This is a genomic window from Corynebacterium sp., from assembly GCF_030538285.1.
In the GTDB taxonomy this organism is placed as follows: domain Bacteria; phylum Actinomycetota; class Actinomycetes; order Mycobacteriales; family Mycobacteriaceae; genus Corynebacterium.
The window spans coordinates 14466-27357 of sequence record NZ_JAUNUG010000021.1 but is presented as its reverse complement, the minus strand read 5'-3'; the positions used below and the strand labels follow the sequence as shown (position 1 = coordinate 27357).

General features: G+C 67.3%; 15 protein-coding genes. 8 read left to right on the top strand and 7 right to left on the bottom strand.

Annotated elements, in window-relative coordinates:
- Positions 1-4 precede the first annotated feature (4 nt).
- Positions 5-328: a hypothetical protein gene (locus Q4G50_RS08485; protein ID WP_303377222.1), complete on the top strand. Its 324-nt coding sequence runs from the start codon at positions 5-7 to the stop codon at positions 326-328.
- Here the strand turns inward: Q4G50_RS08485 and Q4G50_RS08480 are convergent, their stop codons facing one another.
- The 5 genes from Q4G50_RS08480 to gatC form a co-directional block, all read right to left on the bottom strand.
- The gene (locus Q4G50_RS08480; protein ID WP_303377221.1) at positions 329-1090 is read right to left on the bottom strand and encodes a siderophore-interacting protein; all 762 of its coding nucleotides are present in this window, start codon (positions 1088-1090) and stop codon (positions 329-331) included.
- 40 nt (positions 1091-1130) lie between these two features.
- Positions 1131-2681, bottom strand: a complete 1551-nt coding sequence (locus Q4G50_RS08475) for an ABC transporter ATP-binding protein (RefSeq protein ID WP_368660626.1) — start codon at positions 2679-2681, stop codon at positions 1131-1133.
- The gene (locus tag Q4G50_RS08470) at positions 2678-3835 is read right to left on the bottom strand and encodes a DUF1611 domain-containing protein (protein WP_303377220.1); all 1158 of its coding nucleotides are present in this window, start codon (positions 3833-3835) and stop codon (positions 2678-2680) included. The genes Q4G50_RS08475 and Q4G50_RS08470 overlap by 4 nt, the downstream gene beginning before the upstream one ends.
- Before the next feature lie 157 nt (positions 3836-3992).
- The gene (gene gatA / locus Q4G50_RS08465) at positions 3993-5480 is read right to left on the bottom strand and encodes an Asp-tRNA(Asn)/Glu-tRNA(Gln) amidotransferase subunit GatA (RefSeq protein WP_303377219.1); all 1488 of its coding nucleotides are present in this window, start codon (positions 5478-5480) and stop codon (positions 3993-3995) included.
- A 4-nt stretch (positions 5481-5484) separates the two neighbouring features.
- Entirely contained in the window at positions 5485-5781 is a 297-nt protein-coding gene (gene gatC, locus Q4G50_RS08460) for an Asp-tRNA(Asn)/Glu-tRNA(Gln) amidotransferase subunit GatC (RefSeq protein ID WP_303377218.1), read from the bottom strand.
- Positions 5782-5944: 163 nt separating this feature from the next.
- Here gatC and Q4G50_RS08455 point away from each other — a divergent pair, with 163 nt between their 5' ends.
- The 3 genes from Q4G50_RS08455 to Q4G50_RS08445 all read left to right on the top strand — a co-directional run bounded on the left by Q4G50_RS08455 (position 5945) and on the right by Q4G50_RS08445 (position 7379).
- On the top strand, positions 5945-6616 hold the full coding sequence (locus Q4G50_RS08455; protein WP_303377217.1) for an amino acid-binding ACT domain protein: 672 nt from the start codon (positions 5945-5947) through the stop codon (positions 6614-6616).
- Positions 6617-6619: 3 nt separating this feature from the next.
- On the top strand, positions 6620-6967 hold the full coding sequence (locus tag Q4G50_RS08450; protein WP_303377216.1) for a hypothetical protein: 348 nt from the start codon (positions 6620-6622) through the stop codon (positions 6965-6967).
- 67 nt (positions 6968-7034) lie between these two features.
- Positions 7035-7379 carry a hypothetical protein gene (locus tag Q4G50_RS08445; protein ID WP_303377215.1) on the top strand — a complete coding sequence of 115 codons (345 nt, stop codon included), beginning with the start codon at positions 7035-7037 and terminating at the stop codon, positions 7377-7379.
- A gap of 6 nt (positions 7380-7385) precedes the next feature.
- On the opposite strand, the gene ligA is transcribed toward Q4G50_RS08445, so the two are convergent.
- Positions 7386-9422, bottom strand: coding sequence for an NAD-dependent DNA ligase LigA (gene ligA / locus Q4G50_RS08440; RefSeq protein ID WP_303377214.1), 2037 nt, complete (start codon positions 9420-9422; stop codon positions 7386-7388).
- Positions 9423-9475: 53 nt separating this feature from the next.
- Between ligA and Q4G50_RS08435 the strand changes: the two genes are divergently transcribed.
- Genes Q4G50_RS08435 through Q4G50_RS08420 form a run of 4 tightly spaced genes read left to right on the top strand, consistent with a single transcriptional unit; the run spans position 9476 to position 11886 of the window.
- Positions 9476-9940: a helix-turn-helix transcriptional regulator gene (locus tag Q4G50_RS08435; protein WP_303377213.1), complete on the top strand. Its 465-nt coding sequence runs from the start codon at positions 9476-9478 to the stop codon at positions 9938-9940.
- Positions 9940-10908 (top strand): serine hydrolase, encoded by a 969-nt coding sequence (locus tag Q4G50_RS08430; RefSeq protein WP_303377212.1) that lies wholly within the window; start codon positions 9940-9942, stop codon positions 10906-10908. The genes Q4G50_RS08435 and Q4G50_RS08430 overlap by 1 nt, the downstream gene beginning before the upstream one ends.
- The gene (locus Q4G50_RS08425) at positions 10909-11172 is read left to right on the top strand and encodes a hypothetical protein (RefSeq protein ID WP_303377211.1); all 264 of its coding nucleotides are present in this window, start codon (positions 10909-10911) and stop codon (positions 11170-11172) included.
- A gap of 33 nt (positions 11173-11205) precedes the next feature.
- Positions 11206-11886: a 3'-5' exonuclease gene (locus tag Q4G50_RS08420; RefSeq protein ID WP_303377210.1), complete on the top strand. Its 681-nt coding sequence runs from the start codon at positions 11206-11208 to the stop codon at positions 11884-11886.
- Between the two features lie 119 nt (positions 11887-12005).
- Here Q4G50_RS08420 and Q4G50_RS08415 read toward each other — a convergent pair whose 3' ends face one another.
- Positions 12006-12884, bottom strand: a complete 879-nt coding sequence (locus Q4G50_RS08415) for a hypothetical protein (RefSeq protein WP_303377209.1) — start codon at positions 12882-12884, stop codon at positions 12006-12008.
- Positions 12885-12892 lie beyond the last annotated feature (8 nt).

The following is a 12892-nucleotide window of genomic DNA, read 5'->3' as shown; positions in this document are numbered from 1 at the left end:
GGGCATGGCAATGATTGACATCAAGAATCCTGAGAACGTCTCTACCGCGGCCGTCGTCACGCTCGGCCTCATGGGCGGCTGGCTGACCGCCCGTGAAACCGGTATCCGCCCCCTGGGTGGTGCGGTGCTGGCCGCCGCCGGTGGCTGGGCGATCCGCTCCTGGCTGGCCAAGACCGACCCCGTGACCACCGCCGGCCTCACCGCGCTGTACGTCGGTGGCTTCGGAGCCTCGCACCCCCTGGCGAAGAAGATCGGCTCCTGGCCAGCGGTGCTCACCGTGACCGCGGTGGCCGGCGGTGCCGCGTGCGTACTCTCTGACCTGAAGTAGCTAGCGCCCCTCGGCGGCCTCCAGCTCGGCATTGAACTCCCGCTTGGAGGCCTGCCACTGGTCCTCGGTCATACCGATGCGCCAATAGCCCGAAATGGACACGTCGCCGCGGTCGATGCCGTGCTCGGTGAACAGGTAACGGCGCAGTTCCTTGATCATTTCGGCCACGCCGTGGATGAACCAGCTCGTGCGCTTTTGGGGGATGCCGGCCTCCCGCACCGCCTCCGACAGGGCCGTGCCGTGGGTGGCGCCCTCGCGGGCCACCCATCGCAGGGTCACGCCTTCCGGTTCGGGCATGGCGAAGGTGGCATCCGCGTCGGCGATCTCGATATAGACGTCCGCGGTAGCACCGGAAGGCAGCTTCTCGACGCCCGCCGCAATCGCCGGGGCCGCCGATTCATCACCGGCGAACACGAAGTGTTCATAGCCTTCCTCTGGGTGCCAGGCCCCGCCGGGGCCGCGGAAGGTGATCTTCTCCCCCACCTGGGCGCGCTGGGCCCACGGCCCGGCCAAGCCCTCGTCGCCGTGGGTGACGAAGTCGACGTCGAAAAGCCCGGTCGCGGTGTCGATGCGGCGGAAGGTGTAGGTGCGGGTGACCATCTCCCCGAAGGAGATTTTGATGTAGTGATCGGTGTGCGGCAGTTCGGCGCCGATGAGTTCGGGGCAGTCGAAGCTGATGCGCACCAGTTCCGGGGTCAGGCGGTGGACCGCGGTGACGGTGGCGGTGCGGGCGGGGCGATGTTTGCGGGCGGGTGCGGTCACGGGTCGACACTCCTCTATGGCGTTAGGTCACCCTAAGCTATCAGGTGTCTACCATCCAATCAATGGTGCTCCCATCGGGGAACTGCAGGCTCGGGGCGCTGAACACCACGACGCCCGGGTAGGAGAGGATGATCTCGCCGAGTTGGGCGCGGCCTGCCGCATCAAGATCGGTATCCAGGTGGCCGATCACCAACAGCGGCGGCTGTCGCAGTAGCGCGCGGGCCAGCTTCAGGCGCGCCACCTCATCGGGTGACCAGGGGGCACCGCCGTTTTTCAACAGCGTCCGCACCCCCTTCCCCGACGTGGCGATGCTCTCGCGCAGCCCCACACGCTCCAGCACCCGTCGCACCTCGAGGGGCGCGGCATCGGGTACCCGAAGGCTGGTCAGCCGGGAGACGGAACCGCGTTCCAGGGGCAGGTCCGCGCAAGCGACGCCGATGAGCTCCCGGCGGGCCTTGCCCGGCGCGCGGCGCATGTCAGCCCCACCGATATCCACCTCACCCCGGGCCAGGGCGGAGATGACCGCGGACACCCGGCGTGGATCGCTCCCCCGGACGTGGACGCGATCACCGGGGAAGGCGGCCAGCCCCGGCACCTGCTGCTCATCGATGAGCAGGTCGCGGACCTCCACGATGCCGGAGTTCTCCCCGGAAGTCTGCCACTCCTGGGCGCGGTGCTCCTCCTCGGCACGGAAGCGGGCGGCGCGCTCGTTCAAGGGCCGCAGGATGCGGGCCGCGGCCTGATAGTTCTGTCGGTATTCCACGACACGCCCCATGTCAGTGACCGGGGTGGCGAGCACACCGAGCAAGGTCATCGCGCCGGCCACCCCGGCCGGGTCCAGGCGCCCGGCCGCCGCCAGCGCCACCACGGCAACTGTCGCCAAGGAGGCGGCGGTGGCCGTTGCCCCGCGCGTGAGCCCGGTGATCACCGAGCGGGAGACGGCGGCTGCGACGACGCGCTGCGAATCCCGATCGACGGCATTGAGTTCGCGGCGCACCGCCCCGGAGGCCAGCACCGATTCCCGGGCGACAACCACATCGGCGATCCGAGCGGACAGGCGCCCACGGCGGCGGCGCAGCGCCCGGGAGCGCGTGAAGGTGGCGTGCGCCAGGGCAGGCACCGCTAGTCCCACCAGCAGCAGTGGTGTGCCGACGGCGGCGAACACCCGCCAGTCCAGGACCGCCAGCCCAGCGAGCACGCCCAGGATGAGCGGGATGCCGGTGACCAGCGGCACGATGCCCAGTGCCAACCAGTTGCGCACCGCGGCCAGATCATTGCTGGCCCGGGTGACCGTCACGCCGAGCGAGGCCCGATGGTCGGGGGCCAGGGCCGCGGTGAGCAGCTGGCGGCGCTGCTCGTGGACATAGGACTGCCCCAGCCGCTCCGCGACGATGCGCTCCACCCACCGGGCCCCGCCGATGCCGATTACCGCAGCGGCGAGCACACCGATGAGCTCAGCCCGACCGTCGCCAGCCAGCACCCGGGTAACCCCGAGCGCGAGGATGAGCGCGAGCGCCGCCTGCAGCACGCCGAGGGCGGCGAGGCAGGTGAGGTGACGGCGGCGCGATCCAGCCCAGACGCGCGGCATCACTGCGGCAACAGGCCGCGGGCGACGGCCGGGTCCGTCAGGTCAAAGGTGCCGATGACAGGCACGCCGACGTCCGCGAGCACCGCGCCTGCTTCTGCCGCGGCCAACGGGGAGGCGGTCATGACTCCGGCGGCGGCGGTGACGTGGAGGTGGGCGTCGAGAAGCTCGGTGACACCGGCCCGGGCCCCGAGAGCATCCGTGGCCGCGAAAACAACCGAGTCGACGCAGGCGCGGAAGGTCTCATCGCGCAGGAGGCGGGCCGTTTCGCCCTGGTAGATGCCGTCGGCGATCTCGACGATGACGGTGTCCGCGCCCGTGTCCGCCAGGGCGTGGATCATGTTGATCGTCAGGGCCCCGATGTCCGCGAATTCCAGGCGGAAGGTCGTGGGGTAGCCGAAGTCGGTGAAATCGATGACGGCGTGTGCCCCGGCGTCGTGATAGTGCATGCGATCGTTACCGGCTCCGGTGCCGGTGATCTTGCCGGCACCCACGCGGTGTCCATCAGCGCTCAGCCCGTTGACCAGGCAGGCGGCGACAGTCGACTTGCCGGAGTTCATGGATGTGCCCAGCACGGCGATGACGCGGGGTCGGCTCCTGCGTGCCACAACATCGAGCGGGTTGGAATACGGCGCGGCCTGGCTGATGTTCACCACGCCTTCGCTGGTGGCCAGCAGACCCAGTGGCTCAATGAGCGTCGGTTCATCGACGCTATCGTGGGCGTGGGTGACCACCCCGGCGATACCTCCTGCGGCGACGAGGTGACAGTGATCCAGGGTCGCGGGAACATGCGCGAGGAACTGGTCGGCGGCGTAGCGGTGGCCGTATGCCAACAGGATGAGCGCCCCCGGGAAAAGGATGGCCTTGCGGGAGTCGGGTGTTTCGACGCGGCGGTGGTTGCGGATCTCCGTCACGCGGGCCAGCACGACATCGCCCGGCAGCGGGGATACCTCGGCGCCGGCGACAAGGTGGAAAGCGCTTGGGTCAGCGGCCAACTGCTTATCGACGAAGCGTGTCGTGTAACTGCCCTGCAACCGCGCCGGCACCTCAAGGCGGCGCAGCGGGCCGCAGGCGGCATCGGCGGGGGCGGAAGTGTCGAGGAGCTCGGCGACGGCGGGCACCTGGTGGGTGAGATCGTGAAGAGAGGTAAGAGTGTTCATGGCGGGAACCTTTCAGGCGTGGGACCCGGTCTGTCCGGGTTCCACTCCATCAAAAGGCTCGGCCGTGAAAGGGCCATGAATCCCTGGTGAGAGATCCTTCATCCACCTCCGGCGGCCTCACCCCAATGCAACGCGATCACGACGTCGCGGGGCGGGGTTAGGCCCGCCCGGCCTCGAAGGCGGCGCCGACCTTGTACAGGCGATCATCCGCGAACGCGGGCGCCATGATCTGCAGGCCCACCGGCAGGCCGGTGTCCTCCGCGAAACCGGCCGGCACCGACATGCCGCACAGGCCCGCCAGGTTGAGCGGCAAAGTGCATAGGTCGAAGTTGTACATCTCGACCGGGTCGGAGACCTTCTCCCCCAGCTTGAAGGCGGTGGTCGGGGTGGTCGGGGTGACCAGCACGTCCACCTGCTCGTAGGCCTTGGCGAAGTCCTGCGCGATGAGGGTACGCACGCGCTGGGCCTGCAGGTAGTAGGCGTCGTAGTAGCCGACCGACAGGGCGTAGGTGCCCAGGATGATGCGACGCTTGACTTCCGGGCCGAAACCGGCGGCGCGGGTCAGGGCCATGACCTCCTCGGCGGAGTGGGTGCCGTCGTCGCCGACGCGCAGACCATAACGCATGCCGTCCAGACGGGCCAGGTTGGAGGAGACCTCACACGGCATGATGAGGTAGTAGGCCGCCAAGGCGTCATCGAAGTGGGGGCAGTCGACTTCGATGATCTCCGCGCCCTGCTCAGCCAGCTGGTCGAGTGACGCGCGGTAATTCGCCAGGACACCGGACTGGAAGCCCTCGTCGCGGTTGAGCTGCTTGACCACGCCGACCTTCAGGCCCGTCAGGTCACCGTTGGCACCCTCGCGGGCGGCGGCGACGACGCTGAGCAGCTCGCGGTCGACGGTGGTGGCATCAAAAGGATCGTGTCCGGCGATGACCTCGTGGAGCAGCGCGGCGTCGAGAACCGTACGTGCCGTCGGGCCGGCCTGCTCCAGGGAGGAAGCGGCGGCGAGGAAACCGTAGCGGGAGACGGTGCCGTAGGTCGGCTTGACGCCGACGGTGTTGGTCAGCGCGGCCGGCTGGCGGATGGAGCCACCGGTGTCGGTGCCGATCGCCAGCGGAGCCTGGCCCGCCGCGATTGCCGCCGCGGAGCCGCCGCCGGAACCACCCGGGGTGCGCTCCAGGTCGTAGGGGTTCTTCGTCGCGCCGAAGGCAGAGTTCTCTGTCGAGGAGCCCATGGCCATCTCATCGAGGTTGGTCTTACCCAGGATCGGGATGCCGGCCTCGCGCAGCTTGCGGGTGATGGTGGCGTCGTAGGGGCTCATCCAGCCCTCGAGGATCTTCGACGCGCCGGTGGTCGGGGCATCGGCGGTGACGATGACGTCTTTGAGTGCCAGCGGCACGCCGGCCAGCGGCGAGGCGGGGGTTTCCCCGGCGTCGAGACGCTTATCGACGTCGTCCGCGGCCGCCAGCGCAGCCTCCGCGCCGACGTGCAGGAAAGCGTTGAGCTCCCCGTCAGTCTCCGCGATGCGGTCCAGATGCGCCTGGACAACTTCACGCGAGGTGATCTCGCGGGAGTGGATCTTCTCCGCCAGTTCGGCGGCGCTGAGAGAGGTCAGCCCGGTATCGGGCACGATGTAGCTGGTCATGTGATTACTCCTCACCCAGGATCTGCGGAACCATGAAACGGCCGTCCTCGGACGCCGGGGCCTGGTCGAGGGCCTGCTCGGCGGTGAGGGTGGGGACGAGAACGTCCTCACGCATCGGGGTGACGATCGAGTGCGGGTGGCTCATCGGCTCCACTCCCTCGGCGTCGACCTTCTGGACGGCGGAGACGGCGTCGACGATCTCGTCGATCTGCTCCGCGAAGAGCTGGAGCTCGTCCTCGCTCAGCGCGAGCCGGGACAACATGGCGAGGTGAGCGACCTCATCACGCGAAATTTCAGACACTGCGGAATTCGTCCTTTACGCATCGTGGAATGAACTCCGTCCATGCTACTGCAGGGCCCCACGCGAAACTTATCTGAGGTATGTCCCCGTCGTCGCCGGATTGTTCTCTATGATTGAAATCACTCCCTTGCAATATGTTTGATGAAAGGTCGGCCACTTCCTCATGTCTTATCTCATCCGCGTCCTGCTCCCCGACACCCCGGGCAGCCTCGGACAACTCGCGGAGGCGATCGGGCTGGTGGACGGCAACATTGAATCCGTCGACGTGGTTGAATCCTTCCCCGACGGCACTGTCATGGACGACATTGTCGTCTCGCTGCCCAAGGGGGCCATGGCCGATTCCCTCATTACTGCCGCCGACACCATCGACGGCGTGGAGGTCGACTCGATCCGCCCATTTTCCGGGCGCGTCGACCGCCGCGGCCAGATCCAGATGCTCGCCGAGGTGGCAGTCCACTCCCGCAACATCCCGCGCGCCATGGAGGAGCTGGTCACCGTGACGCCGCGCTCCATGACTGCGTCTTGGGCCATCGTCCTCGACGACAAAGCCTCCGCCGATGAGATCTCCCGCGTCGCCGCCTCCATGGCCGCCCCGGAGGATGACGGATCCCACCCCAATGACATCGACGTCACCGCCGCGCGCATCCTCAACCCGGAGGACGAGGATTGGATTCCCGACACGTGGGGGTTGCTCGACTCCTCGCTGGCGGCCACTCCCCTGGGCTCGACCGGCATGGTACTCATCGTCGGTCGCACCGGCGGACCCGACTTCCTGGCCAGTGAGGTGGAGCACCTCGGCCAGCTCGGCCGTATCGTCGGTGCGATCCTGAGTTAGGCTATGTCGACGCGGTTTGTTCTCCTGGGAGGATTCCTGGTCCAGGTACTGCTGCTTTTGGCTCTGGCCGGGGAAAGTGGTCGCGGAATCGGCCTCGCAGCCGTGATCGCCTGCGTATCGAGTCTGGCGATCTGCGTCTACCTTTTCCTCAGACCAACAGCAGTTCTCGCGCAGTTCTGCGGGCTTGTGGCTGGTACGGCCGGTGTTGCGGCTGCGGGGATGCTGGCCAGCCACGGATTTACCCACCCGTATTTCTGGGCGCGCTTCCCGCACCCGCTCTGGGTGTACCTGCCGGCATTGTCCGGCCTGCTGTTTTTGCTGGCTGCCTTGACCGCCGGGCGCAGAGCCTAAACATCGTCACCGTGCGAACTTGATACCGTCGTGGTCGACGGACCATTTCCGACGCAAGGACTCTCCCGTGCGGAACCTCTTCCTGATAGCCGCTGCCATTCACGCCGTTCTCTTCGCTCTCGCGTGGCTCGCCGCGTCGATCGACATCATGATCCTGGCCGGGATTGGGGTGGTGGCGGCCCTCGCCGTCGGGTTGACCGCCCTCATCCGTAACGGCCCCATCGCGCCACTGTGGGTCGGCACCGCAGCCGGGCTCACCGCGCTCATCGGCTGGGGATCGTGGCTGGTGCTGTGGGCCCTGGACCCGAGCCGCACGAATGCCGCCCTCAACATCCTCGGAGTCCTGCTCCCACCCATCGCGGTGCTCGTCTACCTGGTGGCGGCACTGCTGCCCGCGGCCCGGCGCGCCTGAACCGCCCTACTCCGGCGATCCGGTCTCCAACAACCGGACGAACCCGGCCTCATCGAGGATGGGTAGCTCCAGTTCGCGGGCCTTGGTCTCCTTGGAGCCCGCGTTCTCCCCGACGACCACATAGGAGGTCTTCTTCGACACCGAGCCGGACGCCTTACCGCCGCGGGAAAGGATGGCCTCCTTGGCCCCGTCGCGGGTGAAACCCTCCAGCGACCCCGTCACCACGATGGTCAGGCCCTCGAGGGTCTGCTCCGCCAGATCCTCCCCGGATTCCTCCATGGTCACCCCGGCGGCGGCCCAGCGGTCGACCAGCGCCCGGTGCCAATCGACCTCGAACCAGTTCCGGAATGATTCGGCGATGATGGTGCCGACGCCGTCGGTTTCGGCGATGTCCTCGACGGGGGCGTCGATAAGCGCAGGCAGGGAGCGGTAGCGACCGGCCAGGGCGCGGGCGGCGGTGGGGCCGACGTGGCGGATGGACAGGGCGACGATGACGCGCCACAGATCGGTCTCGCGGGCGGTAGCGAGGTTCTCCAGCAGCTTGAGGCCGGAGGCGTTCACCTTTCCGTTCTTGGTGGTGTAGACCTTGGAGGCCGCGAGGTCCGCCTCCGTGAGATCGAAGAGGCCGGACTCGTCTTCGAGGATGCCGGTGCGGATGAGGTCCTGGGCCCCCTTCTCCCCCAGCGCCTCGATGTCGAAGGCGCCGCGGCCGGCCAGGTAGGTCAGCCGGGAGGACAGCTGCGCCGGGCAGGAGCGGGTGTTGGGGCAGCGCCAGTCGGCATCACCCTCCTTCTGCGGGGCCAGGCGGGTGCCGCACGAGGGGCACAGCGTGGGGAAGATGAACTCCCGCTCGCTACCATCGCGCTTCTCCACTACAGGTCCCAGGACCTCCGGAATGATCTCACCGGCCTTGCGGATGACCACGGTATCGCCGATGAGCACGCCCTTGCGTTTGACCTCGGTTTGGTTGTGCAGGGTGGCCATGGAGACGGTGGAGCCGGCGACGAAAACGGGCTCCATGATGGCGAAGGGGGTGACACGCCCGGTGCGGCCGACGCCGACCTGGATGTCCACCAACGTGGTGGTGACCTCCTCCGGCGGGTACTTGTAGGCGATCGCCCAGCGCGGGGCACGCGAGGTGGCGCCGAGTGCGCGCTGCTCGGAATAGGAGTCGACCTTGACCACCAGACCGTCCATCTCGTGCGCGGCGTCGTGGCGGTGCTCGGCCCAGTAGCGGACTTTCTCCACCACCTCATCCGCGGAGTGGACCTGCTCGGTGTAGGGGCTGACGGGCAGCCCCCATCCGGCGAGCGCGGTGTAGGCCTCGTGCTGGGTGGCCGGTGAAAAGCCTTCGCGAGCGCCGATGCCGTGGGCGATCATACGCAGGCGACGCTTTTTCACATCCTCAGGGTTTTTCTGGCGCAGCGAGCCAGCGGCGGCGTTACGGGGGTTGGCGAAGGGCTTGCCGCCCTCGGCCTGGCGCAGCTCATTGACCTCGTCGAAATCCTCGAGCGCGATGAACACCTCGCCGCGGACCTCCAACAGTGCCGGGATGTCGGTGCCGCTCAGTTCATGGGGAATATCGTCGATGACCTTGGCATTGGCGGTGACATCCTCGCCGATGCGTCCGTCGCCACGCGTGGCGGCCCGCTCGAGGCGGCCGTCGCGGTAGACGAGCGCGATGGACAGACCGTCGATCTTCAGCTCAGTGAGATAGGTCTCGGAAGGCGTGCGGGTGAGCCACTCGCGCAGTTCCTCCTCGTCGAAGGCGTTGTCGAGGCTCATCATGCGCTCGAGGTGCTCGACGTTATCGAAGGTGGAGCTGGCGACGGCGGGGGCTCCGACCTCCATGGTGGGGCTATCCGGAACGGCCAGCTCCGGGTGCTCGGCTTCCAGCTGTTGGAGCTTGCGGAAGAGCGCGTCGAAGTCGGCGTCGGGGATTTCCGGCTGCTCGTTGTAGTAGAGGTCGCGGTGGCGGCGGATCTCCTCTGCCAGCTCGTTCCACTGGCGGCGCAGATCGGGGTCAATCACTGGCTCAGTCACAACGAGAATTCTAGCCCTTGCCCACCCTTTCAACTTTCTGTAGTTTTGGAATTGTGGAACTAGAAGCCAGACTGACCGCCATCGAACAACGCCTCAAGGCCTTGGAGAGCGGGCCGACGGGAGCACAGGTGAGCGGGGACCTGTGGGTCCTCGACAACATCAACGACTCCGTCATCTTCGCCGGTGACGTCCATACCGGCGTGGGCGTCGCGCAATACCAGTGGGGCCGGCCCACGAACGTGCTGCTCGACGAGGACTGGGGCCCCCACCTCGAGCGCCTCGCCGCCCTCGCTCACCCGGTGCGCGGCGCGATCCTCAAGAAGCTCCTCGACGCCCCCGCCACCGCGGCCGAACTCATCGACGAAGAGCTCGCCACCTCCACCGGCACCGCCTACCACCATCTCGGGGCGCTGCAGGCCGGAGGCTGGATCTCCAAAGGCGCGGGCGGGCGTTGGAGTGTGCGCACTGCCCGCGTCATCCCCCTACTCACCATCATCGCCGCCACGGAGGACCACTAATGCGTTATGCCATCGCCGCCATCGCCGCCCTGAGCGTCACAGGCCTGCTTCTCTGGCTCGGACCCCGCCCCTTGCACCTCTCCGAGGAACGCACCGGCGACCCGGAGCTGTCCGCCCGCCTCGCCGACGCCGCCGGCTCCGGCCATCACCACATCAGTGCAGTACTGATCGACTCCGACGGGGCCCGTTTCGCCGGTCTCGGCGCGGATGAGCACACCGAGTTCGAGATCGGCTCGGTGACCAAGACCTTCACCGCCCACATCCTCGCCGAACGCGGTCTGGAGGAGACCCCCGTCAGGGAGATCATCGACGCGCAAGGCTCCGAGATCGCCGACATCACACTGCGTGAGCTCGCCGACCACACCTCAGGATTACCCCGGCTACCCGGCGGATTCCTGCTGGGTTCCCTCCTCACCAGCTTCACCGGTGCGAACCCTTATGCTGGCATCACCCGCGAGCAGGTCGTTGACGACGCGCTAGCTGCATCCTTGAACAACCGCGGCAAGGAGGAGTACTCGAACCTCGGCGTCGCGCTTCTGGGACAACTCCTGGCCATCGAGGCCGACACCACCTGGGAGCAGCTGGTCGACGACCACATCCTCACCCCGGCGGGCATGACGGACACCTACCCGATGACCAATGGCTCCGTGCCCGACGATGCCCCACGAGGCTTCATGCCGACCGGAAAGCAAGCCGAGCCCTGGGAGTTGGGGGGTTACATGCCCACCGGCGGTCTGCGCTCCACCGCCGCCGACATGGCCCGCTACGCCACTTTTGTGCTGGACAACGGTGTTCCGGACTACACCTGGAGCACCGATGATGAAGGCCGCCGGGTCCACCACGGCGGCACCTACGGCTACTCAACGACACTTATTGTCGACGAGGAAGCCGGCCGGGCGGCGTATGTCGCGGCAGACACCATGGCCGGCGTGGACGAGATCGCACTCGCACTCCTGGAGGTGAAGTAGATGATCACCATCATCGGTTGGGGGCTGCTGATCTATCTGTTCATTTCCGTGGCACTGTCATTGCGCAAGGTGCGACGCCCCGGGCGCTCTCCACGCGCCCTCGTGGTCGACCTCCTAGCGACCCTGGCGCTGGCCGTGGTCATCGGAGTCGTGGCGGTGCCGTGGAACAGCGCGATCCCGGTGTGGCTGTGGTGGCTGGCGTGCGCGCTCGTCGGACTGCTCGCCGGAACCATCGCCTACCAGCTGTTTCAACGCCGCGGGTGAGTCATGTCGGGTGGGCAGTCTAGGGTTGAGACCATGACCGGATTCAGCGGCTTCGATGCCTCCCGCATGCTTTCCTTCGACCTTGAGACCACCTCCCGTTTCCCGAAGGAGGCGCGCATCGTCACCTCGGCTCTGGTGCGTATCGATGGCCGCGAGGTCAACGCCATCGAACACCTCGCCGACCCTGGGGTAGAGATACCCGAGGAAGCCTCGAAGATCCACGGCATCACGACGGAGAAGGCCCGCGCCGAGGGCCGCCCCCACGATGAGGTGCTCGCTGACACCGTCGCCGCGATAAAGAAGGCCTGGGAGGACGGGTTGACCCTGGTGGTCTACAACGCCTGCTACGACCTGACAGTCCTGCGTCAACTCACCGGTGATTTCGTGGTGACGGGCCCGGTGTTCGACCCCTATGTCGTCGACCGGGTGAAAGACCCCTACCGCAGGGGCAAGCGCAACCTGGGCGCCATGTCCGAACACTATGGCGTGGAACTGGGTAATGCGCATGAGGCCACCTCTGATGCTCTCGCCGCCGCGCGCATCGCCTGGAAGCAGGCCCGCCAGTGGCCGGAGCTGACCCGGATGTCCGAGGGTGAGCTCATGGAGTTCCAGGCCGTCGGCCACCACGACCGGCAGATGGACTTCGCTAAGTACCTGCAGGGGCAGGGCAAGGATGCCTCGGATGTGAACACCGCCTGGCCGATGCAGGGATAGGCGTGGGTTGTCCCTGAAGTGACGCAACCCCCTGTCCTGCGCCACAACAGCCACACCCGACCTGGGCTTTCATGGCTGGCCCACCCGGGTTGCATCATCTCAGGGACATCGACGCCCGATCAGCGGGAGGCAAACCGGGCCACACATAGGGCCCAGTGCACGAGCAGCAGCCCGAGAAACCCCGCGCTGACCTGTTCCCACCCCATATAAGCGGCGCCGAGGGACAGGGTGCCCGTCGGGAATGTCGATCCCCACCAGCCGGGCGTGTACTCCGCCCACCTGCGTACCGCCCGGCCCCAGAAGTGCCAGGCGGCGTAGGCGATCATCGGCATCCCGAGGGTGAGCATGACGATGCCGTAAGTGTCGGCTCGGGGTGACGCGAAAACCACGTGGGCCGCGACAGTGGACTGGCCGACGATACCGAGGGGGATCCACGCCGTGCCGGCAAACGCCGCGGGGATCCGTGGTCGCGCGACGTAGACGCGAATAAACAACGGCACGCCCGTGACCAGGCTGAGGACGAAGCACCCCAGGGCGACTATGTGAATGACCTGCGCCCACGGCGAATCCAGGACCAGGGCGAGCTGGCCTCCGGAGGTCGCCGCCACCATCGGGGACACTACGGCCAGTCCCCAGAGAAAGCTCGGGGCACCGTGGAAGCGGCGCAACTGCCGCAGACACACCACCACAGCTAGGGGCATGCCGATCAGCCAGGTGATCAGTTGCGGGGTGAGCAGGTCGGTGGCGGTGGTCCACGCGCTGCCCAAAGCCATGACACCCATGGACACCATGCCCCACGGGCCCATGAATTCCTGGGTGAAGCTGGGGTTGCGGTGCCGTAGCCAGCCAAAGGTGAAGGCGACCAGCAGGCCGGTGGCTAAGAGAAGGAGCGCCAGGCCCGGCCACACCAGGCCGTGCATGAGGGTCAGCGTCGCGGCAATCGAGGTGCCCATGAGGGAACCGGCCCACGCAGGACCAGCGGGAGGTAAGCCAGTCATCGTTATGT